Raw genomic sequence first — 21,951 nt, 5'->3', positions numbered from 1 at the left:
GGCTTTTTCGGGGCAGACCGGCTGCGGTCTCGTCCTTTACTTGGCTTTGGCGCGGCTTAAAGTGCCGTGATTCGCAATGGAGCCGTCATGACCCCTTGGCTTTCGAGAAACTCTCGGTTTTCGAGAAACTGGGCGAAGGTCATCGTTCTCGCCGCCCTGTCCGGTATCGGCTTGTCCGGCACGGCCAACGCCGCGCAACCGAGCGGCACGGTGCGCTCGACGCATGGCGCGTGGTCGATCATTTGCGACACGCCGGCCGGCGCCACGTCGGAACAATGCGTGATGATGCAGAACGTCGTCGCCGAGGACCGTCCGGAGATGGGACTGTCGGTTGTCGTGCTGCGCACCGCCGACAACAAGGCGGAGATCCTGCGCGTGCTGGCACCGCTCGGCGTGCTTTTGCCGAACGGGCTCGGCCTCAATGTCGACGGCAAGGACATCGGCCGCGCCTATTTCGTGCGCTGCTTCCAGGACGGCTGCTATGCCGAGGTCATTCTCGAAAAGCCGCTGCTCGACACGCTGAAGACCGGCACGTCGGCCACCTTCATCGTCTTCCAGACCCCGGAAGAAGGCATCGGCATCCCGGTCGATCTCAAGGGCTTCGCCGACGGTTTTGCCGCCCTGCCCTGACAAAAGCGACGCCGAGAACCTGACGTCGGAGTGCATTTGCCTTTACAATGCGGCAGGACGATTGTCTCGGCGCGCCTTCGCGCCTACATCGTGGCAAAGACCCATTCCTCCTGTGAACGGACGCGCCATGAACAGCCTGATCGGCCAATTCGATATTTCAGACGATCGCATCAAGCAGATCGTCGCTGAGACCATCAACGGCGCCGACGACGGCGAGCTGTTTCTCGAATACAGCGAGAGCGAAGCGCTGATGTTCGACAATGGCCGGCTGAAGACCGCCAACTTCAACACCGACCAGGGCTTTGGCCTGCGCGCCGTCGCAGGCGAAGCCAGCGGCTACGCGCATTCTAGCGATCTTTCCGAGGCCTCGCTGCTGCGCGCCGCGGATGCCGTTTCAACCGTCAAGGGTGGTTATTCCGGCACGCTTGCCGCCGCACCCGCCCGCACCAACCGCCATCTCTACGGCGACGAGAACCCGATCCCCTCGCCTTCCTTCGAGGCCAAGGCAAAGCTTTTGCAGGAAATCGACGCATGGCTGCGCGCCGAGGATCCGCGCGTTCGCCAGGTTTCAGCCTCGCTTGCCGCCTCCTGGCAGCATGTCGAGATCGTGCGCGCCGACGGCCAGGTGGTGCGCGACATCCGCCCGCTGGTCCGCATCAACGTCTCTGTCGTGGTCGGCGATGGCGACCGCCAGGAGAGCGGCTCCTACGGCATGGGCGGCCGCAAGGCCTTTGGCGAATTCCTGGTCGAAGACAGCTGGAAGCACGCCGCCAAGGAGGCGCTCAGGCAAGCCCTGGTCAACCTCGAGGCCATACCGGCGCCGGCCGGCACTTTCGACATCGTGCTGTCCAGCGGCTGGCCGGGCGTCATGCTGCACGAGGCCGTCGGTCATGGGCTCGAAGGCGATTTCAACCGCAAGAAGACCTCGGCCTTCGCCGGACTGCTGGGCCAGCAGGTCGCCGCCAAGGGAGTGACCGTCGTCGATGACGGCACCATGCCCGAGCGGCGTGGCTCGCTCACCGTCGACGACGAAGGCACGCCTTCGGCCCGCAATGTGCTCATCGAGGACGGCAAACTGGTCGGCTACATGCAGGATCGCCAGAATGCCAGGCTGATGGGCATGACGGCGACCGGCAACGGCCGGCGCGAAGGCTATGCCCACCAGCCGATGCCGCGCATGACCAACACCTATATGACGGCGGGCGACATGGAGCCGGACGAAATCATCGCCTCGGTCAAGAACGGCATCTATGCCGTGTCCTTCGGCGGCGGCCAGGTCGATATCACCTCGGGCAAATTCGTGTTCGGCTGCACCGAGGCCTACATGATCGAGAACGGCAAGGTGACGCAGCCGATCAAGGGCGCGATGCTGATCGGCAACGGGCCGGATGCCATGCACCGCGTTTCGATGATCGGCAACGACATGAAGCTCGACACCGGCATAGGCATGTGCGGCAAGGCCGGACAGGGCGTGCCGGTCGGCGTCGGCCAGCCGCATTTGCGCATGAACCAGATGACGGTGGGCGGCACGCGGGTTTGATGCGATGGCCACTGGAGCCATTGGCTACGTCTTACTGACAGACCGGCGCGACGTAGCATACAAAATCAGGAAGCCGACCACTCCGCCGATCGCATACTGGATCCAGGCACTTAGGTAGTCGACGGTCCCATTGTGGCCGAATACATACAGCGCTGCGCCGACAAACGTCATAACCGCGATGCCAAGCGCATAGGATGACAGTAAGCCTATACGGATGACCTTTCTCAAGACCCAAGCGAGCAACGCACCGGTGAGCGCCATGACGAGCGCCGAGCCAAAAATCTCAGCAACGAATCCTGGTGAAATCATCTTCCTCCCCCTACCCGATCCCATCTTGGATTATGCCCTTTTGAACGGCGGGTTCAACCGCAACGGCTATGATCCACAACTTTAGCGATCAATCCGATTGGGATTTCGGGAAAGCGGACCTCGCAACGCAGCCGGTTTCGTCAAACAGATAGCAAGACCTACCGCCTCTTCTTCGGCTTCTCCAGCAGCGCCACCGCCTCGACGTGCGGCGACCACAGGAACTGATCGATCGGGGTGACGCTTTTCAAGGTGTAGCCGCCGTCGATGAGGATGCGCAAATCCCGCGCCAGCGTCACCGGATTGCAGGACACGGCAGCGACGTACGACACATCCGAACGAGCGATCTGCTTCGACTGGTCTTCGGCGCCCGCCCGCGGCGGGTCGAACACCACGCCATCGAAGGCATTCAACTCCTTGAACGTCAGCGGCCGGCGGAACAGGTCGCGGCGTTCGCCCGTCACCCGCTTCAGCCCGGTGGCGAAGCGCGATCCCCGGTCGAGCGCCGAAAGGGCTGCCGCATCGCCCTCCACCGCATGGACTTCCGATTTCATTGCCAGCCGCAAGGCAAAGCTGCCGCAACCGGCGAAAAGGTCCGCCACTTTCTTGGCACGCTTCAGATGTCCGCCGACGATATCGGCCATCGCCTGTTCGGCGGCTTCGGTTGCCTGCAGGAAGGCGCCCGGCGGAATGGCAACGGCAACGCCGCCGAACATGACCACCGGCTTCTTGGGTTCGATGACGATCTCGTCATCGATCGAGAGCCGGGCAAATCCCTGGGCCATGACGAAGTTGGCAGCGATACGGCGCTGGTGTTCGCCGAGCTTGCCGGATTCGTGTACCGCGACATCAAGGCCCGAACCGGTCACGGTGACAGCCAGCCGAAACGATTTTGTTGTGGCGCATATCAACTCGGCGAGCGCCTTCAGCGGGCCGAGCGCGCTGACGATCTCGGGCAGCGAGATCGGACATTCCGATATGGAGATGATCTCCGGCGACAGATGACGGTTGAAGCCAAGCAGCATGCCTGTATCGGTGCGCCGGGCGGCAAGCACGACACGGCGGCGCGTGTGCGGCGCGCAGGCGACCAGTCCACCGATCTCGCAATCGATGCCTTTGCCCTTCAGGGCGTGCGCCACCTTTTCGCGTTTCCACTGGCGATAGGCTTCAGCTTCGAAATGCTGGAGGGCGCAGCCGCCGCATTCGGTGAAATGGCGGCAGGCGGGATCGATGCGCAGCGGCGAGGCTTCCAGCACCGCCATCAGCATGGCGCGATCCCTTTCGCGCGCGGCGGTGACGATCTCGCCAGGCAATGTAAAGGGAATGAACAGATCGCCGTTCTCGGTCTCGGCGATGCCGTCACCCTGGGCGCCAAGTTTCCTGATGCTGAAGCGCGCGCTCATCGATCCTTGATCCCACCGAGCAGGAATTCGCGATTGCCGTCGCCGCCTTCGATCGGCGACAAATGCAGCCCGAGCGAGCGCCAGCCGGGAACGGTGTCGAGCCAATCCTGCAGCAGGCCGGCGACACGGGAGGCGTCGTAGGGGTCTTTCAACAGACCACCCTTGCCGATCGCTTCGCGACCGGCCTCGAATTGCGGCTTGACCAGAAACATGGCCTTGGCGCCAGCCTTCGCAAGGCCAAGCGCCGGCGGCATCGCCAGTTTCAACGAAATGAAGCTGACATCGGACACGATGAAATCCGGAATACGACCGCCAAGATCGGCGGCTGTGAGATCGCGCGCGTTCAGGCCCTCAATCACCGTCACACGCGGGTCTCGGCCGACATCAGGGTGCACCTGACCATGCCCGACATCGATCGCGGTGACATGAGCCGCGCCACGCTCCAGCAGGACCTGAGTAAAGCCGCCGGTCGAGGCGCCGATGTCGAGCGCCTCGCAGCCGGCTGGATCGAGGTTGAAATGGTCGAGCCCACCGATCAGCTTGAGTGCCGCGCGCGACACATAGCCTTGCGCCGGATCGTCGATGGTAACAAGGCATTGCGGCAAAACACTCTGGCCCGGCTTGCGGGCGAGGACACCGTCGACCGTCACTGTGCCGCGTTCGACCGCGTCGCGGGCACGCGAGCGGCTGGCAAACAGCCCGCGCTGGACGAGCAGGTCGTCGAGCCGCTGGCGGGTGCTGGCTGGCAGAGGCGAATTCATCGGCCTTCATGGCGAAAGCCGAAGACGATGGCAAGGGCGCCAACCGGACATTGCGGGAGGTATTCGTCACCCACTCCAACCATCATCCCAGCAATATTGGGCTTTGAGACGATGGTGGTTAGTTCTGTCACGCCCACTATCCTTTGAAAACTACACTCGTTGAGGCGCGTGACTGCCGAAGCATGAGGCGCGTGACTGCCGAAGCATGAGGCGTCGCCGTTTGCAGATCACTGCCCCGAATTCCAGAAATCTCATAAATTGTTAACCTATTTTCGTCGCATTTGCTTGAGGACTAAATGTTATGACTGCGACAGCCCGCAAAACGGGATGAAGAGGCGTCAATCTTGGAAATGGCCAGCGATATCGTCTACAAGGTGCTTGACCGGATTTCCGGCGCCGGCCTGCTGGCGACCGGACTTCTGTTGTTGACCGCTTTGGCCAGCGCCCTCGTCGCCTATTGGCGCACGGTCGAGAAAAAGAGCTGGAAAGAATTCTTCGAGTTCGCGGTTCCGCACGAGGTGATCACCCATCCCTCGGCGAGAGCCGATCTTTTGTTCTGGGTGACGAGGAAGGCCCTCATGCCATTCCTCATGCTGCCTGCCGGCATCGTCTTCGTCGGCGCCGTCGGCTATGCGACGAACTGGCTGCTCTCGACGCTGCTATCGATCCAGCCGCCCCTGATCGAGGGGCCGGCAGGGCCGGTGACGGTGACGATCTTCACCGTCACGATGCTGCTCGCCTACGACATCTCGTATTATCTCTATCACGTCGCCCAGCACCGCTATCCGGTGCTCTGGGAACTGCACAAGGTGCACCATTCGGCCGAGGTGATGGTCGGCATCACCAAGGACCGCGTCCACCCGCTCGACGAATTGATGAACCGGGCCTGGGACGGCGTCATTCCCGGCATCTGCTTCGGCATCTGGTCGCTGGTGTCGCTGAACCTCGTCGAGCTGACGGTCTTCGGCGTCAACGTCTACATCATACGCAACATCCTGATGATGGATTTCGTCAGGCACACGCATTTCAAGATCTCGTTTGGGCCGCTGAACAACCTGATCTTGTGCCCGCACTGGCATCAGTTGCACCACAGCACCGACCCACGCCACTACGACAAGAACTTCGGGCTGCTCTTCTCGTTCTGGGACCGGCTGTTCGGAACCCTATGCGTTCCCAGACCCGACGAGGACTTCAAATTCGGGTTGATCGAACGCAACGTGCGCGACTATCAGTCGCTCGCAGGGCTCTATGTCCTGCCGCTGAAGCGGATGTGGGGGCAGATCGCCAGACACTTTCGAACCGACAAGCCGGAGCCACGGCAATCCTCGCAAAGGGCCAAGCCTTGAACGGGCCTGTCGTGTGCCGGCTGCCGCGAACGCACCGGATCGAAGTCGCAACGTCGGATGCGCGCCTGGCAGAAATCGCGCCCGCCTGGGCGGCGCTCTGGCAACGTGCCGGCGGCCTCGTTTTCCAGCATCCGGACTGGATCTCGGCCTGGTGGCGCACGACGCCGCATCAGGAGCGACGCAGCCTCAGGATCGGGCTGGTCTGGAGCGACGAGCGGCTCGTGGCCGTCATTGCGCTCGCGACCTTCAGGCGCTCCGGCATCCGCGTCCTGGAATGGGCGGCGAAAGACCACTGCGATTATGGCGATGTCCTGCTTGCCCCCGATTGCGACCCGCAGATCCTGCGGCAGCTCTGGCAACGCATTCTCGACGATGGCGGCTTCGACCTTGTCTATCTGAATCGTCTTTTGCCCGATGCCCGATTGCCAGCCCTGCTCGGCTCCGCTCCCGCAGGCCACGGCACGATCTTGCAGCCAAACCACCGCAGCGAGGTCAGCTATCGTGTCGCTGGCGCCTGGCAAGGCGGCGCGCAATGGTTCGAAAGCCAATCGAAAAAAGCCCGGCAAAACTATCGCCGTGGCCGCAAATTCATGGAGGAAGGCGGCGCGCTGCGCTTCCGCCTGATGGAGGCGCACGAAGCCCGCGAGCCGGTGCTGGAGCGCGTCGCGGCGCTGAAGCGGCTATGGCTGGCAAAGCACGGCCGCGTTTCGGATCTCTTCGACGAGGGCTCCGCCGCTCTGGCGGCGCTGGTCTCCGTTCTGGCCGGGCTCGGATTGCTGCGTATCTTCGTGCTCGAACGCGAAAACGAGATCATCGCCATCTCGATCAATTTCGAGCAGCATGGAACGATGATGGCTTTCGTCACAACCTATGCCCCGGCCTTCGAGCGTGCCTCGCCGGGCATGGTCCTGATGATGGATTACATTCAGTGGTCGCTTGACCGGGGCTTGACCACGATCGACTTTCTCTGCGGCGGCGAGGATTTCAAGCGCCGCTTTGCGACGCATTCGGTGACCTTGTCATCGGTGCTGGGTGGGCGAAGCCTGCGCGGACGCCTCGCCGTGGTGGCCGACCGCGCTCGCCACGCCGCGAAATCCTGGCGCTCCGGGAAACCGGCGAAAGAAGCGGAGCTGGCGGAGGAGTAGCCTCTTCAGATCGCCGATGGGCGGCATGATAGACCGCTTCCGATCATACCCTCTCAAGCAGCTGTAGGCTTGCTGGCTTCCAATTTAGAAAATGGTTCGCGAAACCTGCCGTTCCACGGCGGGCGACAGACCGTCGCCCGGCTTGCCCGTGGCTTCCTCGCGTGAGCGTTCGGTCACAGCCGCCGGCGCTGCTACCGGCACGACCACAAGCTGCGGCACCTGCTTGTAGGAAAAGCCGCCGCGGATATCGCCCATCTTGCCGGCGACGATGCCCATGGCCGCCTTTTCGAGGCTGCGATCATAGCGCGTTTCGGCGGCGGCCGGCGCGGCGATGACAGCGCAAAGCGCTACGCCGCACAGAAGCGTTTTCATTGTTGTCGTCTCCCTGCCTGATCAACGATCTAGCAGGGCGCCGTTGAAAAACGGCCAAGAGACACGGTAAGCGAAAAGCCAAACGTCAGCGTAAACAATGGTTTAACATCGTTGACCGACGAACTGAATCAAGTCTTTGAGACTTTGATTCAGGCACGCTGGGCGTGGGTGCTGTGCCCGAGCGCGACGAAGACCGTGCGCACGATGCCGGCTGCGTCCAACCCGGCATCGGCATACATTTTCTCCGGCTTGGCGTGGTCGGTGAACGCGTCGGGCAGAACCAGCGGACGCACCTTCAGCCCGCTTTCCAGCAGACCTTCGTGAGCGAGGAATTGCAGCACGTGGCTGGCGAAGCCACCGACGGCGCCCTCCTCCACCGTCACCAGAACCTCATGCGAGCGGGCCAGCCGCCGGATCAGATCTTCGTCGAGCGGCTTGGCGAAACGGGCATCGGCGACCGTGGTGGAAAGCCCGGCGGCACCTAGCTCCTCGGCGGCGATCAGACAATCCTGCAGCCGCGTACCGAAGGACAGCAGTGCTACCTTGGTGCCCTCCTTGACGATGCGGCCCTTGCCGATTTCGAGAACCGAGCCGCGCTCCGGCATGTCGACACCGACGCCATTGCCGCGCGGATAGCGGAAGGCGATCGGACCCTCATCATAGCTCGCCGCGGTGCGCACCATGTGGCGCAGTTCCGCCTCGTCGGCAGCGGCCATGACTACGAAACCCGGCAATGTCGCCAGGAAGGTGGTGTCGAAAGCGCCGCAATGCGTCGCGCCATCGGCGCCGACGAAGCCGGCGCGGTCGATGGGAAAGCGCACCGGCAATTTCTGGATCGCGACATCGTGGACGACCTGATCGTAAGCACGCTGCAGGAAGGTCGAATAGATCGCCGCGAACGGCTTGTAGCCTTCGGTGGCAAGGCCTGCCGCGAAAGTCACCGCGTGCTGTTCGGCGATGCCGACATCGAATATCCGCGACGGGAATGCTTCGCCGAACAGGTCGAGACCGGTGCCGCTCGGCATGGCGGCGGTGACGGCGACGATGCGGTCGTCCGCGCGGCCTTCTTGAACCAGGCTTTCGGCGAACACCTTGGTGTAGGCCGGTGCGTTGGCCGGCGCCTTGGCCTGCGCGCCGGTGATGACATCGAACTTGTTGACGCCGTGATATTTGTCGGCGGCGGCTTCCGCCGGCGCATAGCCCTTGCCCTTCTGGGTGACGACATGGATCAGCACCGGGCCTTCGCCATTGTCGCGGACATTTTTCAGGACCGGGATCAGATGCTCCAGATTGTGACCGTCGATCGGGCCGATATGATAGAAGCCGAGTTCCTCGAACAGCGTGCCGCCGGTGACGTAGCCGCGCGCATGCTCGACCGCCCGGGTGATCGCACGATCCGCACGCTTGCCAAGATAGGAGGTCAGTTTCTTGCCGAAATCGCGCAGGCCGACATAGGCCTTGCCCGAGGCCAGACGCGCCAGATAGGCGCTCATCGCGCCGGTCGGCGGCGCAATCGACATGTCGTTATCGTTGAGGATGACGATCAGCCGCGCATCGAGCGCGCCGGCATTGTTCATCGCCTCATAGGCCATGCCGGCCGACATCGCGCCGTCGCCGATGACGGCAATGACATTGTTGCGGCCGCCGGAAAGATCGCGAGCGGCGGCCATGCCGAGGCCGGCCGAAATCGATGTCGAGGAATGGGCGGCGCCGAAGGGATCGTACTCGCTCTCGGCGCGGCGGGTGAAGCCGGACAGGCCACCTTCCTGGCGCAGTGTGCGGATGCGGTCGCGGCGGCCGGTCAGGATCTTGTGCGGATAGGCCTGATGGCCGACATCCCAGATCAACCGGTCCTCGGGGGTGTTGAAAACATAATGCAGCGCCACCGTCAGCTCGACCACGCCGAGGCCGGCGCCAAGGTGGCCGCCGGTGTGGGAGACGGCGTCGATCAGTTCGGCGCGAAGCTCGGCTGACAATTGCGGCAGCTCGCTTTCGGCAAGCGTGCGCAGGTCGGCCGGGATGCGGACCTTGTCGAGAAGCGGCGTATGCGGCGTTGCGTTCACGGGTGCTCAGGCTTTCTGTTCATTGGCGGGATAGGCCGCCAGACAGTGAAAGTAAATGCGTGCCAGTGACGCGGATTGGGCCTGTCTCTTTGTTTGGGCATGATCTCTTCCGAAAACCGGTTCCCACTTTTCGGGATCATGACCTAGCCTTCAGGTAGCGGAATGTATTCTTTCTCGTCGCCAGGAACGATATCGAAACGGCCCGTCTTCCACTCTTCCTTGGCCTGTTCGATGCGCTCCTTTGATGACGAGACAAAATTCCACCAGATGTAACGCTTCGAGCCGAGCGAGGCGCCGCCAAACAACATGAAATGTGCCCCGGTCTGCGACGACACGACGATCCCATCACCCGGCCGGAATACCAACAGCCGTTCGGCCGGGAAAACGTCGCCCGAAATCGAGACCTCGCCTTCCAGTGTGTAGATCGCTCGTTCTTCCGCATCGGCCGGGATCTTCACGCTGGCGCCTGGCGCCAGGCGCAGATCGGCATAAAGCGTCTCGGAGTCGGCCCTGACCGGGGACCGCAATCCCTGGAAATCACCAATGACGATGCGCCCGCTGACGCCTTCGGCGTCGATCTCGGGCAGCCGAAGCACTGCGGTGTTCTCGAACACCGGAGCCACTTCTTCCTTGCCGTCCGGCAATGCCAGCCATGTCTGCAGGCCGGAGATCGACATCGGCGCGCCGCGCAGTTCCTCCGGCGTACGCTCGGAATGAACGATGCCGCGGCCGGCGGTCATCAGGTTCACGTCACCGGGCTGGATGACCATTTCGGTGCCCAGCGAATCGCGATGCCTGATCCTGCCATCGAACAGATAGGTGACCGTCGACAGACCGATATGCGGATGGGGACGGACATCGAGCGCCTGGCCGGCGCGCAGGATCGCCGGGCCCATGCGGTCGAAGAAGATGAAGGGTCCGACCAGCCGCCTTTTGGCGGTCGGCAGGGCGCGGCGCACCTGGAAACCGCCAATATCCTTCGCATTCGGGATGACCATCAGTTCGATCTGGTCGCTGGCGAAGGCGTCGCCGACTTCAGGGTCTTTCCCCGGGAAGAAGCTCATGAACTCTCCTTGTCAGCGGGCAATGCCTGCCCTGGCCGCGTCAGGCAAAGCGGATCGCCGCCTTTGCCCGCAGTTTGGCCGCCACCTCTTCGCGATTGCGCGGATGCTGGTGGGTTTCGAGAGAATCGAGCAGTTCGCGCGCCGATGCCGCGATGGCTTCGACCGCGTGGTCGAAGGCATGCTGGTTCTGCTTCGAAGGCCGCGTCGTTCCGCTCAGCTTGCGGACGAACTGAAGGGCCGCATCGCGGACTTCGTCATTGGTTGCAGGCGGATCAAAATTGAACAGGGTCTTGATGTTTCTGCACATCGTTTCCGTATCTCCTCTTGTCCTGGAGCGCTTTCAATCGGGATGCGTTCTATCCTCGATCATGATCATGTCCAAAAACCGGTGAGGCAAGACCATCGTTCGGACTGCCTCAATCCGCGTCAAGCGGCTCCGTTCCAACCGGCTTGCCGTCGCGCGACAGCCTGATCTTCTCGACCTTGTCCTCGGCGGCCTTCAGCAGCCGGTCGCAATGCGCCTTCAGTGCCTCGCCGCGCTCATAGATCCGGATCGACTGGTCGAGCGGCACGTCGCCACGCTCCAGATCATCGACGATCTTCTCCAGCGCGTCGAGTGCCTGTTCGAAGCTCATCGCCTTGACGTCTTCGTTGGTCTCACCAGCCATCATTCATCCTTTCATCAGTCGCCCGACATGGGCGGCGACCGAAAATGCCAATCCCTGCAGATCGTAGCCACCCTCGAGCAGGCTGACGAGCCGGTTGCCGCTGTGGCGCGCCGCGCGCTGCATCAGCTGGCCGGTCGCCCAGTCGAAATCGTCCTCGGTCAGGTTGATCTCGGCCAGCGGATCGCGGTGGTGCGCGTCGAACCCGGCCGAAATGACGATCAGGTCGGGCGCGAAATTGTCGAGCGCCGGCAGCACGCGCGACAGGAAGGCATCGCGAAAAACCTCGCTGCCGGTCTGCGGCGCCAATGGTGCGTTAACGATATTGCCGGCGCCGGTTTCGTTTTTTGCCCCGGTGCCGGGATAAAGCGGCATCTGGTGCGTAGAGCAATAGAGCACCGACGGATCGTCCCAGAAAATATCCTGCGTGCCATTGCCGTGATGCACGTCCCAGTCGACGACGGCAACGCGCTCGACGCCGTGTTTCTTCTGCGCATAGCGCGCCGCGATTGCCGCGGTGTTGAACAGGCAGAAGCCCATCGCCGTGGTCTTTTCGGCATGATGGCCGGGTGGCCGCGCGGCGACGAAGACATTGTCGGCGCGGCCTGCAAAGACGTCGTCGACGGCGGCGTTGGCGGCACCGATCGCGGTGATCGCCGCCTGCCAGCTCTTCGGGCTGGCAGTGGTGTCTGCGTCGATGCGCGCAATCCCCTCGTCGGGAATGGCGGCCCGCACGCGGGCGACGAAATCGGCGGGATGCGCGTAGAGGATGGTGGCCTCGTCGCCTTCCGGCGCCTGGATACGATCGAGCGCGGCAAAGGCCTCGTCATCGAGCACGCGATCGATGGCGCGCAAGCGGTCCGGCCGTTCGGGGTGGCCGGGTGGCGTGAGGTGCTCGAGGAAGATCGGATGGGTGTAGAGACGAGTGGTCATCGTCCTAATCTAGTGACCCGGATCGACAAAGGCCATGCGCAGGCGGCTGATGACTGGGGAAAATCGCGCCTGCGTCCATTCGTGTCGCCGCAGGCATTGGCGTCGTCTGCGCTTCGGCGTAAGGTCCCCGCCACTGCCTGGTGCCCGTGCAAACGGGAGAATCGGGAACACGGTTGAATTCCGTGGCGTGCCCAACGCTGTAAGGGGGACCGCGCCGGTATACGCCACTGTCGATGACGGGAAGGCACCGGACGCGGGTTGATCCCGAGCCAGAAGACCGGCCTGGCAGGCATCGTCATCCGCATGGTCAGGCGGACGACATCAGAGCGACGTGCGTCCACTTGGACGCACAAAGTACGCTCTGACCGTTTGAAACTGCTGCAATCGCAAGGGGACAAGCGATGCCGGAACACATGACCGCTGCTGTTGGCAATGGATTTGAGCAGAATGCGCGCGATGCGGTGTATCGCGCTATGTTCACACGGCGTGACGTGCGCAGCCATTTCCTGCCCACCACGCTTGATGATGAGGTGCTGGCGCGGCTGCTGCTTGCCGCCCACCACGCGCCGTCGGTCGGCTTCATGCAGCCTTGGAACTTCATAGTCATTCGCGATGCCGAACGACGGGAAAGGGTGCGCGACCTGTTCCTGACGGCACGCGAGCAGGAATTGCCGGCAATTGAGGAAGACCGGCAGGCGCTTTACCGCAAGCTCAAGCTGGAAGGCATCTGCGAAAGCGCGCTCAACATCTGCATCACCTGCGACCGCCAACGCTCGAAGGGTTCGCCGTTGGGACGCTGGCACAATCCGGAGATGGACCTCTACAGCACGGTCTGCGCGGTGCAGAATTTCTGGCTGGCGGCACGCGCCGAAGGCGTCGGCGTCGGCTGGGTCAGCATCATCGAGGCGCAGGCGCTGAAAAGCCTGCTGTCAATTCCCGATCATGTGACGCCGGTCGCCTATCTCTGCGTCGGCCGCGTCTCGGAGTTCGCGCCAAAGCCCGACCTCGAAACGCATGGCTGGGGACGGCGACTGCCGCTACCGGAGCTGATCATGAGTGAGACGTTTTCCGGGCAAGGTGAAGCGTTGCTCAAATCGACCGTGGCGCGCCTCAACGCTGTTGCTGCCGCGCCGTCGAGCCTCGCTGATCAGGGTGTCGCGCCGGCCGGTCCCCAGCGCGAGCCGCCGAAGGAGGCCAGCGCCTTGTCCTTGAGTTCCCTGAACTTCGACGACGCCTCAGCCAGCCGGGCGTCCCAGGCCGGATCTGGCACCTGGCCCGCAATAGTCTTGAAGTAGACCTGCATCAGGCAAGCGATGGCGAAAGGCTCGATGAAGGCCGCCTTGAAGGCCCAGGCGAAGACGATGGCGAGCACGAAGGCCCAGCCCGCCAATTGCCCTGGCATCAGGAAAAGAATGGCGGCGGCCGGCGCCAGCATCAGCAGGAAAATGACGAACGACACGCCCCACATGATGACTGCCAGCCAGACGGCATTCTTGACCATGACCTTGCCGTTCTGGGCATAGAGCACGACGCCCTGGCGCGCCGTCTCGAACGGCGCGGACGAATTGATGCGTATGTTGTAGCCGAGGATGATCTCGTCGACATAGGTCAGCGACAGGCGGATCACTGTGTTGACGAAGGAGATCAGGCCGCTCAAGCCCGGGATCGGCAGGAAAGCGGCGATGCCGCCGAGCAGGCCGGTGATGGCGCGGATGGCGCCCTTGACCAGCTGGTCGACGACGAAAAGGATGTTGGCCTCGGCAAAACGCTGGGTCACGATATCCTTGGCGTAGGCGATCTGGTCCTGGCCGCCGGGAATGTCGCGGCCGTCGATCAGATGGACCATCACGGCGATATGGCCGGCCTTGACGACATAGAGGATGTATTCGCGGATCCAGTAAACGGCGATCGAGACGACGCCGAAACCGACCACCCCGCCCCACAGGGCAAAGGATAGCGGCCCGTCGGGATCGGTGGAGATATGGCCGACGCCATAGCCGACGCTGGCGCCCATGCCGGTCGCCATGATGTAGGCCAGCGTGATGCCGAAATAGACGATCATGCGAAAGACAATGAACGGCCAGGTCCGCATCATGATGGACACCGACCTGCCGATATCGAAATCCCACATGTCCCGAATCTCCCCCCAGAGGTGGTGCAAGAGGATGGACCCAACCCGGCGATTGTCAATTGTCGGCCGTGGCGCCGCAGGGCAACGAACTCGGGTTAACAGGTTCGCCGGCGCGTTGGCTGACGGAAACGAAAAACCCGCCTGTGCGGCGGGTCACTGGCGCAAATCAGCACCATGGATGGATATGTACCATAGCTGAGGTCACGAAGTCAAGAAAAAATTCCTATCGACACGAAAGCTACCGGCACAAAAGCTGCCGACACCGCTGGACTGGCCGTCCTCAGGCCTTTTGTTAACCTGAGTTCGGAGTCCCGGTGTGCCTGACCGCCGACGGGATTTCAGTCCGGTTGCGAACCCGGCCTTTTGAGCAGGCCTTCGAGCAGTTGCTTGAACGCCTCCACCACCTTCTTCGACGTCGCTTCGGGGTCCGTCGAATTGGCGATCCGTTGCGCCGCCTGGCTGCTCGCACCGTTGATCAGCCGCGAGGCAGTTTCGGGGTCGAGACTAGAGACGACAACCCCCTCCTCCTGCAGCGCTGTCAGATGGCCTGTCATTGAAGCGATGCACGCGTTGGCGTTCGGCCATTGTGCCGGATCCCCCAGAACGGCCGGGCCATCCCGGAACATGATGCGCTGGATTTCCGGCTCCAACGCCATCTCGATATAGGTCGAGCATTCGTCGACGAAATGCTGCCAGCGGGTCGGCGCTCTCGACGCTATCTCATTGATGCGCGCCGCCATCTCGCCGTCGATTTCGGCAATAACCGCCTGCAGCAGACCTTTCTTGTCGCCGAAATGGTGATAGAGCGCGCCGCGCGTCAGCCCGGCCGATGCGGTGAAATCATCCATCGAGGCTTCGGCATAGCCTGTTGTGCCGAAGGCATGGCGGGCCGCCGCGATCAGCTTGGCGCGCGTCTCGGCAATCATCTCCTTGCGGGGTTTGTGCATGGCTCCTGGCCCTATCCACATACGAACCGTATGCCAATTGACATACGCGGCGTATGCTCTATTTAACATTCATACGCATCGTATGTAATTGTCGAATCGTGCTTTGTCGAGGAACCAACCCATGCAAAATCCCTACTCGGAGATCTTTCGTGCCCCAGGAACCAAGGGCTTTGCCGCCGCCGGCTTCATGGCGCGCCTGCCGATTGCCATGGCGCCAATCGGCATCGTGGCAATGCTGTCGCAGACGCGTGGCGAGTACTGGCTGGCGGGCGCCGTCGCCGCGACGTTCGCGCTGGCCAACGCTTTTCTCGCGCCGCAGATATCGAGACTGGTGGATCGCCTTGGCCAGACGCGGATCGTGGTGCCCACCACCATCATTTCGGTACTGGCTTTCGTCGTGTTGATTGCGGCGGCCAACCGGGACTGGCCGGTATGGACGCTGTTCGTGTCGGCACTGCTGGCCGCGGCGATGCCCAGCATCCCGGCGATGGTGCGCGCACGCTGGACCGAGATTTTCCGCGGGCGGCCGCAGATGAACACCGCCTTCGCCTTCGAGTCGGCGGCCGACGAGCTGGTCTATATCGCCGGGGCATCGCTGTCGGTGGGCCTGAGTGCTGCCCTGTTCCCGGAAGCGGGCATGCTGGTGAGCACCTTGTTCCTTGCCTTCGGCTCGACCGCCTTCATCCTGCAGCGCTCGACCGAGCCGCAAGTGCGGCCGGTGGAACAGGGTTCACGCGGCTCGGCAATCCGCCTGCGGCCGGTGCAGATCATCACCTTCGCCCTGATCTTCATCGGCGCGACCTTCGCGACGACGGAAGTGAGCACCGTGGCGATCACCAAGGAGCTTGGCCAACCGGGGGCCGCCAGCCTGGTCATCGGCGTCTATGCGCTGGGATCGTTCGTGCTGGGTATCATCGTCGGCGCGCTCAACCTGCAAGCACCGCTGCAACGCCAACTGGCCATCGCAGTCGCCCTCGTCGCGCTCGGTACGCTGCTGCCGCTCACCGCCGACACCGTGCCACTGCTGGCGCTGACCGTGTTCATCAGCGGTGTGGCGATCTCGCCGACCTTCATCACCGCCTTCGGCCTGATCGAGCGGCACGTGCCGGAAGCGATGCTGACCGAAGGCATCACCTGGGTGATGACGGGGATCGGCATCGGCATGGCCATCGGGTCATTCGCCGCCGGTGCGGTGGTGGACGCGTTCGGCGCTCAGAACGGGTTCTGGGTCTCGGTTGCTTCAGGCACAATCGCCCTGGCTACCGTGCTGCTTGGCCAGCGCAGCCTTGCTACGAATGAGTGCGAACTGGACGGATGCGAAGCCGCCGCCATCCCTGCGGAATAGTTGACGGGCGCCCGGTTTTAAACCGGGCGCTGTCGGCCGGAAGCTCAGAGAATCTCGGTCTTGGCGATGTGGATGCCAAAACCTTCGAGGCCGACATAGTGGCGTTCGCGCGAGGCGATCAGGTTGATCGAGGAAATGCCAAGATCTTTCAGGATTTGCGCGCCGAGCCCGATCTCGCGCCACTCGTTTTCGCGGCGGCGCGCCTCTTCATGATCTTCGCGGTCACCGCTCGCCGGCCGCTTGCGCTCCTGATGGGCGACGCCGACGGAGCCTTCGCGCAGATAGACGATGACGCCGCGCCTGCGCTCGCCCATCGTCTTCATGATGGCGTCGAGCCGATGGCTGGTGCCGAACACATCCGTCACGACGTCTTCCGAATGCAGGCGCACCGGCACGTCCTCGCCGTCGCGGATGTCGCCGAAGACGATGGCAACGTGATGCATGGAGTCCCACGGCAGCGTGTAGGTGAAGACCTGCGCCTTGCCGCCAAGCGTGTCGATTTCCGAGCAGGCGACGCGCTCGACCAGCGTTTCCTTGCGTTGCCGGTAGGCGATGAGGTCGGCCACCGAAACCTGCTTCAGGCCATGCTCCTCGGCGAAAGCCTGCACCTGCGGGCCGCGCTTGACGGTGCCATCGTCGTTGACCAGTTCGGAAATGACGCCAACCGGCGGCAGGCCGGCGAGCTTGCACAAATCGACCGCCGCTTCGGTATGGCCCGAACGCATCAGGACGCCACCCTCGCGCGCGATCAGCGGGAAGATGTGACCGGGGCGGACGAAATCCGAGCCGCCGACATTGCCGTTGGCGAGATTGCGCACAGTCAGCGTGCGGTCCTCGGCCGAAATGCCGGTGGTGGTGCCATGCTTGAAATCGACGCTGACGGTGAAAGCAGTGGTATGGGCGGAGTCGTTGTCGGCGACCATCGGCGCGAGGTTCAGCCGCTTGGCTTCCTCGCGCGGCATCGGCGTGCAGACGATGCCAGAGGTGTGGCGAACGATGAACGCCATCTTTTCAGGCGTGCAGTGGACGGCGGCGACGATCAGGTCGCCCTCGTTCTCGCGCCCGTCATCATCCATGACGACAACGATCTCGCCGCGTTCGAAAGCGCGCAAGGCTTCGACGATTTTCTTCTGGTCGTAAGGCATGGACGCTCGCTTCGCTCGCAGGGAATAGGGAGTAGGCACTAGGGGAAGGAAAAGGCTGTATCGTGCGGCCTCCTGCCTATTCCCTACTGCCTATTCCCTTCCCTGTCTGTCCTCGATGACGCAGATAGTGATCGGCAATCGCGCAGGCAACCATTGCCTCGCCGATCGGCACGGCGCGAATACCCACACACGGGTCGTGGCGGCCCTTGGTCATGATCTCGACGTCCTTGCCATCCTTGTCGATCGACTTTCGCGGCGTCAGGATCGAGGATGTCGGCTTGACGGCGAAACGGGCGATGATCGCCTGGCCGGTCGAGATGCCGCCCAGGATGCCGCCGGCATTGTTGGACAGGAACACTGGCTTGCCGTCATTGCCCATGCGCATCTCGTCGGCATTCTGCTCGCCGGTGATGCGGGCGGCCTCGAAGCCGTTGCCGATCTCGACGCCCTTGACGGCGTTGATCGACATCAGGCCGGACGCGATGTCCTGGTCGAGCTTTGCATAGATCGGCGCGCCGAGACCTGCCGGAACGCCGTCGGCGACGATTTCGATCACCGCACCGACCGAGGAGCCCGCCTTGCGGATGCCGTCGAGATATCTGGTGAAGACGGGAACGGAAGCCGGATCGGGGGTGAAGAACGGATTTTCCGCGTCGCTGATGAAATTCCAGTTCCAGTTGGCGCGGTCTATTGCTTTCTCGCCCATCGACACCAGCGCGCCGCGCACCACCACGCCGGGCACAACTTTGCGGGCGAGCGCGCCGGCTGCCACCCGCGCGGCCGTCTCGCGGGCCGAGGAGCGGCCGCCGCCACGATAGTCGCGCACGCCATATTTGACGTCATAGGTGTAATCGGCATGGCCGGGCCGATATTGGCGGGCGATCTCGCCATAGTCCTTCGAGCGCTGGTCGACATTCTCGATCAGCATCGAGACCGGCGTGCCGGTGGTGATCATCGTCTCGCCGTCCTCGTCGAGGATAAAGCCGGACAGGATCTTGACCTCGTCAGGTTCGCGACGCTGCGTCACGAAACGTGACTGGCCCGGCCGGCGCTTGTCGAGTTCGGCCTGGATCTCGGCTTGAGTAAAGCGGATGCCGGGCGGACAGCCGTCGACCACGCAGCCGAGCGAGGGGCCATGGCTTTCGCCCCAGGTGGTGACGCGGAAAAGGTGGCCGAACGTGTTGTGAGACATGAAATGACCCTGCCCGGCATTGGAGCCGGCTCAAGCTTGCCTTCTATTGGCGTTTTTCACAGGGGTCAAACTGTGATCTGGCGGATTTAGTTTTGACACATTCGGTTGGTTTCTGCTCTGTTCCATCCGCCGTTGAACGTCCGCCGCCATGCCGGTGCAATGACAAAGAGGAACGATAATGCGTACCCTGATTGGCGCTATTGCCGCCACACTGCTGCTTTCCACCGCTGCTCTCGCCGGCCAGACCGAAGGCTTGATCAAGAACGTCGACAAGGACGCGCTGACGCTGACGCTGGATGACGGCAAGTCCTACAAGCTGAACGCCGAGACCGATCTCGACGCGCTGAAGCCGGGCATGGATATCGTCATCGCTTATGACGTGAACAATGGCGAGAATGTCGTCACCGATATGCAGTTGCCGGACAGCGACACGAACTAGGGAATTGGTGCCCTAAAGCCACTCCAGGCTCTTGCCTTCGAGCTTGAGCAAGCGATCGTGCGGTATTTCCAGATTCGCCGCCTCGTCCTCTGCCAGTCCCAGAACGAAGCGAAACAGGGCGCGCATGACGCCGCCATGGGTCACGCAGATCGTCCGGCGTTGGATCGCATCGAAGCATGGCCTCACTCGTTCGAGCAGCATTTGGTAACTCTCCGCGCCTTCGCCGGGCGGCTGAAAGTTCCATTTGTCCAGAGCGCGTATCCTGCTCGCTCCGGGATACCGTGTCTCAAGCTCAGGAAAGGTAAATCCCTGCCAATCGCCGAAGTTGACTTCGACGAGGCGCGGATCGGTTCGATAGGCACCCGGATCGAGCTTCATCGCGACGCGGACGCGCTGCATCGTTTCGCGCGTCCGTTTCATCGGGCTGGCGACGAAATCGAATTCCTCGGGATTTTGGACCAGTTTGGCGAGCCGACGACCATTTCCGGTCGCTTGTTCGCGGCCAAGAGCGTTGAGATCGGTGTCGGCCTGTCCCTGAAGCCGGAATTCGGCGTTCCACGCGGTTTGGCCGTGGCGCACGATATAAACCAGCGGGTACATCATGTCTTCCGGTACGGGATCGGGACGGACGACGGTTGGTGGATTAGTCCTTGACCGTCGAAATATCAGGCGCGTCGACGGCCTTCATGCCGACGACGTGGTAGCCCGAATCGACGTGATGCACTTCACCGGTGACGCCGCGCGACAGATCGGACAGGAAATAGACGCCGGAATCGCCGACCTCTTCCTGCGTCACCGTCTGCTTCAGCGGCGAATTGTACTCGTTCCACTTCAGGATGTAGCGGAAATCGCCGATGCCGGAAGCGGCCAGCGTCTTGATCGGGCCAGCCGAGATGGCATTGACGCGGATCTTCTTGGCGCCGAGGTCGACCGCCAGGTAGCGCACGCTGGCTTCGAGCGCCGCCTTGGCGACACCCATGACGTTGTAGTGCGGCATCACCTTTTCGGCGCCGTAGTAGGTGAGGGTCAGCAGCGAGCCGCCGTCGGTCATCAGCGCCTCGGCCCGCTTGGCAATGGTGGTGAAGGAGTAGACCGAAATGTCCATGGTGCGCAGGAAATTGTCGCGCGTCGTCTCGACATAGCGGCCGGTCAACTCGTCCTTGTCGGAGAAGGCAATGGCATGGACGAGGAAATCAAGTTTGCCCCAGTGTTTGCCGACATTGGCGAAAACGTCGTCCAAGCTCGCCGGATCGGTGACGTCGCAATGGCCGGCGACAAAGGCGCCCAGTTCCGCCGCCAGCGGCTCGACACGCTTCTTGAACGCCTCGCCCTGATAGGTCAGCGCGATCTCGGCTCCATGATCGACGCAAGCCTTGGCGATGCCATAGGCGATCGATCTGTTATTGGCGACGCCAAGAATAAGGCCGCGCTTGCCGGCCATAAGGCCCTGTCCACCCGCCATGTGAGCGCTCTCCGCAAGATTTCTGCTTTGTGGAGTGCCCTATCGCACAGGCACAGAGCCCCTTCAAGCGTTCAAACCGGACAGTTCGGGGGACAAAAGCCGTCGATCAGTCTTTTTGGCTGCGCAACAGCGCTTCGAGCGCGCTATCGCCGCCCTCCGGCAGCATGATCCGGACATGGGCGTAGAGATCGCCGTGGCCGCCGGCCTTTTCCGGCAGGCCCCTGCCCTTCAGCCGCAGGACCTTGTCTGAACTCGACCAGGCAGGGATGTTGACCGCAAGCCTGCCGGTCGGCGTATCGACCGGCACCTTGGCACCGAGCACCGCATCCGCCAGCGTCACCGGCAGATCGGCGTGCAGGTCGCGGCCCTCGATGCGATAGCGCGGGTGGCGGCGCAGATGGATCTTGACCAGCGCGTCGCCCGGCTGGCCCGGCCCTTGCTCGCCCTGCCCCTTCAGCCGGATGGTCTGGCCGTCCTCGACATAGGCCGGCAATTTGACGGCCACCTTGCGGCCGTCGGGGAACATCGCCGTCACTTTTTCGGCGGTCGCCGCCTCCTCGATGGTCACGTCGAGCGTCACGTTCAGATCGGCAGCGGTCGCGGGCTGGCGGCGATCTCCCATGCCGGCGCCACGCACACCAGAAAAAGCATCGCCGAAAATCTGGCTGAAGATGTCGCTATTGCCGTCGAACGGATCGCCGCCTGGGCGGCCGGAGCGGAATTCGAATCGCGAGCCGCCCGGACCTTGCTGCCGGCGAAATCCGCCGAAGGGATCGCCGCCACCGGCAGCGCCCTCGAAGCCCTGGAACCGCGGCTTGCCGTCGGCGTCGATTTCGCCGCGATCGAAAGCGGCGCGATTCTTTTCGTCGCCGACGATCTCATAGGCCTGGTTGGCCGCGGCAAAACGATCCTTCGCCTTGGGATCATTCGGGTTCTGATCCGGATGATACTTCTTGGCGAGTTTCCGGTACGCCGATTTTATGTCCTTGGCCGATGCGTTCTTGGCAACGCCCAGCACCTCATAGGGGTCGCGCATGCTTACTGCCCTGGAGAAGAGTTGAG

At 62.8% G+C, this 21,951-nt stretch carries 23 protein-coding genes, 1 pseudogene and 1 riboswitch; of the genes and pseudogenes, 7 read left to right on the top strand and 17 right to left on the bottom strand.

The window, feature by feature from the left end:
* Positions 1–87: 87 nt before the first annotated feature.
* Both NKI73_RS00670 and tldD read left to right on the top strand, forming a co-directional pair.
* Positions 88–630 (top strand): invasion associated locus B family protein, encoded by a 543-nt coding sequence (locus NKI73_RS00670; RefSeq protein WP_352626573.1) that lies wholly within the window; start codon positions 88–90, stop codon positions 628–630.
* Between the two features lie 127 nt (positions 631–757).
* Positions 758–2,170, top strand: coding sequence for a metalloprotease TldD (gene tldD, locus NKI73_RS00665; RefSeq protein ID WP_352626572.1), 1,413 nt, complete (start codon positions 758–760; stop codon positions 2,168–2,170).
* Positions 2,171–2,194: 24 nt separating this feature from the next.
* Here tldD and NKI73_RS00660 read toward each other — a convergent pair whose 3' ends face one another.
* The 4 genes from NKI73_RS00660 to NKI73_RS00645 form a co-directional block, all read right to left on the bottom strand.
* Positions 2,195–2,479 carry a hypothetical protein gene (locus NKI73_RS00660; RefSeq protein WP_352626571.1) on the bottom strand — a complete coding sequence of 95 codons (285 nt, stop codon included), beginning with the start codon at positions 2,477–2,479 and terminating at the stop codon, positions 2,195–2,197.
* A 158-nt stretch (positions 2,480–2,637) separates the two neighbouring features.
* Complete coding sequence (locus NKI73_RS00655; RefSeq protein ID WP_352626569.1) at positions 2,638–3,879, bottom strand: class I SAM-dependent RNA methyltransferase; 1,242 nt, start codon at positions 3,877–3,879, stop codon at positions 2,638–2,640.
* Entirely contained in the window at positions 3,876–4,640 is a 765-nt protein-coding gene (locus NKI73_RS00650) for a TlyA family RNA methyltransferase (protein WP_352626568.1), read from the bottom strand. The genes NKI73_RS00655 and NKI73_RS00650 overlap by 4 nt, the downstream gene beginning before the upstream one ends.
* Positions 4,637–4,771 carry a hypothetical protein gene (locus tag NKI73_RS00645; RefSeq protein WP_352626566.1) on the bottom strand — a complete coding sequence of 45 codons (135 nt, stop codon included), beginning with the start codon at positions 4,769–4,771 and terminating at the stop codon, positions 4,637–4,639. The genes NKI73_RS00650 and NKI73_RS00645 overlap by 4 nt, the downstream gene beginning before the upstream one ends.
* A 219-nt stretch (positions 4,772–4,990) precedes the next feature.
* Here NKI73_RS00645 and NKI73_RS00640 point away from each other — a divergent pair, with 219 nt between their 5' ends.
* Both NKI73_RS00640 and NKI73_RS00635 read left to right on the top strand, forming a co-directional pair.
* The gene (locus NKI73_RS00640; RefSeq protein WP_352627293.1) at positions 4,991–5,986 is read left to right on the top strand and encodes a sterol desaturase family protein; all 996 of its coding nucleotides are present in this window, start codon (positions 4,991–4,993) and stop codon (positions 5,984–5,986) included.
* The gene (locus tag NKI73_RS00635) at positions 5,983–7,131 is read left to right on the top strand and encodes a GNAT family N-acetyltransferase (RefSeq protein WP_352626564.1); all 1,149 of its coding nucleotides are present in this window, start codon (positions 5,983–5,985) and stop codon (positions 7,129–7,131) included. The genes NKI73_RS00640 and NKI73_RS00635 overlap by 4 nt, the downstream gene beginning before the upstream one ends.
* A gap of 84 nt (positions 7,132–7,215) precedes the next feature.
* Here the strand turns inward: NKI73_RS00635 and NKI73_RS00630 are convergent, their stop codons facing one another.
* The 6 genes from NKI73_RS00630 to NKI73_RS00605 form a co-directional block, all read right to left on the bottom strand.
* Positions 7,216–7,503 (bottom strand): hypothetical protein, encoded by a 288-nt coding sequence (locus tag NKI73_RS00630; RefSeq protein ID WP_352626562.1) that lies wholly within the window; start codon positions 7,501–7,503, stop codon positions 7,216–7,218.
* Between the two features lie 149 nt (positions 7,504–7,652).
* Positions 7,653–9,566: a 1-deoxy-D-xylulose-5-phosphate synthase gene (gene dxs, locus NKI73_RS00625; protein WP_352626561.1), complete on the bottom strand. Its 1,914-nt coding sequence runs from the start codon at positions 9,564–9,566 to the stop codon at positions 7,653–7,655.
* A 143-nt stretch (positions 9,567–9,709) separates the two neighbouring features.
* Positions 9,710–10,630 (bottom strand): pirin family protein, encoded by a 921-nt coding sequence (locus NKI73_RS00620; RefSeq protein ID WP_352626560.1) that lies wholly within the window; start codon positions 10,628–10,630, stop codon positions 9,710–9,712.
* Positions 10,631–10,670: 40 nt separating this feature from the next.
* Positions 10,671–10,937, bottom strand: coding sequence for a DUF2277 domain-containing protein (locus NKI73_RS00615; RefSeq protein ID WP_027035955.1), 267 nt, complete (start codon positions 10,935–10,937; stop codon positions 10,671–10,673).
* Between the two features lie 109 nt (positions 10,938–11,046).
* Positions 11,047–11,298, bottom strand: a complete 252-nt coding sequence (locus tag NKI73_RS00610; RefSeq protein WP_013532792.1) for an exodeoxyribonuclease VII small subunit — start codon at positions 11,296–11,298, stop codon at positions 11,047–11,049.
* 3 nt (positions 11,299–11,301) lie between these two features.
* Entirely contained in the window at positions 11,302–12,228 is a 927-nt protein-coding gene (locus NKI73_RS00605) for a histone deacetylase family protein (RefSeq protein WP_352626557.1), read from the bottom strand.
* A gap of 121 nt (positions 12,229–12,349) precedes the next feature.
* Positions 12,350–12,528: riboswitch (cobalamin riboswitch) on the top strand.
* 101 nt (positions 12,529–12,629) lie between these two features.
* Here NKI73_RS00605 and bluB point away from each other — a divergent pair.
* Positions 12,630–13,211, top strand: a pseudogene (bluB, locus tag NKI73_RS00600) (5,6-dimethylbenzimidazole synthase); the annotation flags it as partial.
* Between the two features lie 164 nt (positions 13,212–13,375).
* On the opposite strand, the gene NKI73_RS00595 reads toward bluB, so the two are convergent.
* Together NKI73_RS00595 and NKI73_RS00590 are read right to left on the bottom strand one after the other, a co-directional pair.
* Positions 13,376–14,359 carry a hypothetical protein gene (locus NKI73_RS00595; RefSeq protein ID WP_352626555.1) on the bottom strand — a complete coding sequence of 328 codons (984 nt, stop codon included), beginning with the start codon at positions 14,357–14,359 and terminating at the stop codon, positions 13,376–13,378.
* Between the two features lie 338 nt (positions 14,360–14,697).
* Positions 14,698–15,306 carry a TetR/AcrR family transcriptional regulator gene (locus NKI73_RS00590; RefSeq protein ID WP_352626553.1) on the bottom strand — a complete coding sequence of 203 codons (609 nt, stop codon included), beginning with the start codon at positions 15,304–15,306 and terminating at the stop codon, positions 14,698–14,700.
* A gap of 121 nt (positions 15,307–15,427) precedes the next feature.
* On the opposite strand from NKI73_RS00590, the gene NKI73_RS00585 reads away from it, so the two are divergent.
* Complete coding sequence (locus NKI73_RS00585) at positions 15,428–16,651, top strand: MFS transporter (RefSeq protein WP_352626551.1); 1,224 nt, start codon at positions 15,428–15,430, stop codon at positions 16,649–16,651.
* Positions 16,652–16,695: 44 nt separating this feature from the next.
* On the opposite strand, the gene ribB is transcribed toward NKI73_RS00585, so the two are convergent.
* Together ribB and aroC are read right to left on the bottom strand one after the other, a co-directional pair.
* Positions 16,696–17,796 (bottom strand): 3,4-dihydroxy-2-butanone-4-phosphate synthase, encoded by a 1,101-nt coding sequence (ribB, locus tag NKI73_RS00580; protein ID WP_013532799.1) that lies wholly within the window; start codon positions 17,794–17,796, stop codon positions 16,696–16,698.
* A gap of 76 nt (positions 17,797–17,872) precedes the next feature.
* Entirely contained in the window at positions 17,873–18,988 is a 1,116-nt protein-coding gene (gene aroC / locus NKI73_RS00575; protein WP_352626549.1) for a chorismate synthase, read from the bottom strand.
* A gap of 178 nt (positions 18,989–19,166) precedes the next feature.
* On the opposite strand from aroC, the gene NKI73_RS00570 reads away from it, so the two are divergent.
* On the top strand, positions 19,167–19,427 hold the full coding sequence (locus NKI73_RS00570) for a DUF1344 domain-containing protein (RefSeq protein ID WP_352626548.1): 261 nt from the start codon (positions 19,167–19,169) through the stop codon (positions 19,425–19,427).
* A gap of 12 nt (positions 19,428–19,439) precedes the next feature.
* On the opposite strand, the gene NKI73_RS00565 is transcribed toward NKI73_RS00570, so the two are convergent.
* From NKI73_RS00565 to NKI73_RS00555, 3 genes are all read right to left on the bottom strand, one after another.
* Positions 19,440–20,027, bottom strand: a complete 588-nt coding sequence (locus tag NKI73_RS00565) for a histidine phosphatase family protein (protein ID WP_352626547.1) — start codon at positions 20,025–20,027, stop codon at positions 19,440–19,442.
* A gap of 43 nt (positions 20,028–20,070) precedes the next feature.
* Positions 20,071–20,889, bottom strand: a complete 819-nt coding sequence (gene fabI, locus NKI73_RS00560) for an enoyl-ACP reductase FabI (protein ID WP_352626545.1) — start codon at positions 20,887–20,889, stop codon at positions 20,071–20,073.
* A gap of 106 nt (positions 20,890–20,995) precedes the next feature.
* Positions 20,996–21,925, bottom strand: a complete 930-nt coding sequence (locus tag NKI73_RS00555; protein WP_352626543.1) for a DnaJ C-terminal domain-containing protein — start codon at positions 21,923–21,925, stop codon at positions 20,996–20,998.
* Between the last annotated feature and the right edge of the window lie 26 nt (positions 21,926–21,951).

It is taken from the genome of Mesorhizobium sp. M0496 (assembly GCF_040321205.1).
GTDB lineage: Bacteria > Pseudomonadota > Alphaproteobacteria > Rhizobiales > Rhizobiaceae > Mesorhizobium.
The sequence above is the reverse complement of the archived record's forward strand: the minus strand, read 5'-3'. Positions and strand labels throughout refer to the sequence as shown.

What these genes read in the sequence shown, in the direction of transcription:
- NKI73_RS00670 (WP_352626573.1), top strand. Translation starts at nt 88, where the DNA reads ATGACCCCTTGGCTTTCGAGAAACTCTCGGTTTTCGAGAAACTGGGCG.
- tldD (WP_352626572.1), top strand. Translation starts at nt 758, where the DNA reads ATGAACAGCCTGATCGGCCAATTCGATATTTCAGACGATCGCATCAAG.
- NKI73_RS00660 (WP_352626571.1), bottom strand. Translation starts at nt 2,479, where the DNA reads ATGATTTCACCAGGATTCGTTGCTGAGATTTTTGGCTCGGCGCTCGTC.
- NKI73_RS00655 (WP_352626569.1), bottom strand. Translation starts at nt 3,879, where the DNA reads ATGAGCGCGCGCTTCAGCATCAGGAAACTTGGCGCCCAGGGTGACGGC.
- NKI73_RS00650 (WP_352626568.1), bottom strand. Translation starts at nt 4,640, where the DNA reads ATGAATTCGCCTCTGCCAGCCAGCACCCGCCAGCGGCTCGACGACCTG.
- NKI73_RS00640 (WP_352627293.1), top strand. Translation starts at nt 4,991, where the DNA reads ATGGCCAGCGATATCGTCTACAAGGTGCTTGACCGGATTTCCGGCGCC.
- NKI73_RS00630 (WP_352626562.1), bottom strand. Translation starts at nt 7,503, where the DNA reads ATGAAAACGCTTCTGTGCGGCGTAGCGCTTTGCGCTGTCATCGCCGCG.
- NKI73_RS00620 (WP_352626560.1), bottom strand. Translation starts at nt 10,630, where the DNA reads ATGAGCTTCTTCCCGGGGAAAGACCCTGAAGTCGGCGACGCCTTCGCC.
- NKI73_RS00615 (WP_027035955.1), bottom strand. Translation starts at nt 10,937, where the DNA reads ATGTGCAGAAACATCAAGACCCTGTTCAATTTTGATCCGCCTGCAACC.
- NKI73_RS00610 (WP_013532792.1), bottom strand. Translation starts at nt 11,298, where the DNA reads ATGGCTGGTGAGACCAACGAAGACGTCAAGGCGATGAGCTTCGAACAG.
- NKI73_RS00605 (WP_352626557.1), bottom strand. Translation starts at nt 12,228, where the DNA reads ATGACCACTCGTCTCTACACCCATCCGATCTTCCTCGAGCACCTCACG.
- NKI73_RS00595 (WP_352626555.1), bottom strand. Translation starts at nt 14,359, where the DNA reads ATGTGGGATTTCGATATCGGCAGGTCGGTGTCCATCATGATGCGGACC.
- NKI73_RS00590 (WP_352626553.1), bottom strand. Translation starts at nt 15,306, where the DNA reads ATGCACAAACCCCGCAAGGAGATGATTGCCGAGACGCGCGCCAAGCTG.
- NKI73_RS00585 (WP_352626551.1), top strand. Translation starts at nt 15,428, where the DNA reads ATGCAAAATCCCTACTCGGAGATCTTTCGTGCCCCAGGAACCAAGGGC.
- ribB (WP_013532799.1), bottom strand. Translation starts at nt 17,796, where the DNA reads ATGCCTTACGACCAGAAGAAAATCGTCGAAGCCTTGCGCGCTTTCGAA.
- aroC (WP_352626549.1), bottom strand. Translation starts at nt 18,988, where the DNA reads ATGTCTCACAACACGTTCGGCCACCTTTTCCGCGTCACCACCTGGGGC.
- NKI73_RS00570 (WP_352626548.1), top strand. Translation starts at nt 19,167, where the DNA reads ATGCGTACCCTGATTGGCGCTATTGCCGCCACACTGCTGCTTTCCACC.
- NKI73_RS00565 (WP_352626547.1), bottom strand. Translation starts at nt 20,027, where the DNA reads ATGTACCCGCTGGTTTATATCGTGCGCCACGGCCAAACCGCGTGGAAC.
- fabI (WP_352626545.1), bottom strand. Translation starts at nt 20,889, where the DNA reads ATGGCGGGTGGACAGGGCCTTATGGCCGGCAAGCGCGGCCTTATTCTT.
- NKI73_RS00555 (WP_352626543.1), bottom strand. Translation starts at nt 21,925, where the DNA reads ATGCGCGACCCCTATGAGGTGCTGGGCGTTGCCAAGAACGCATCGGCC.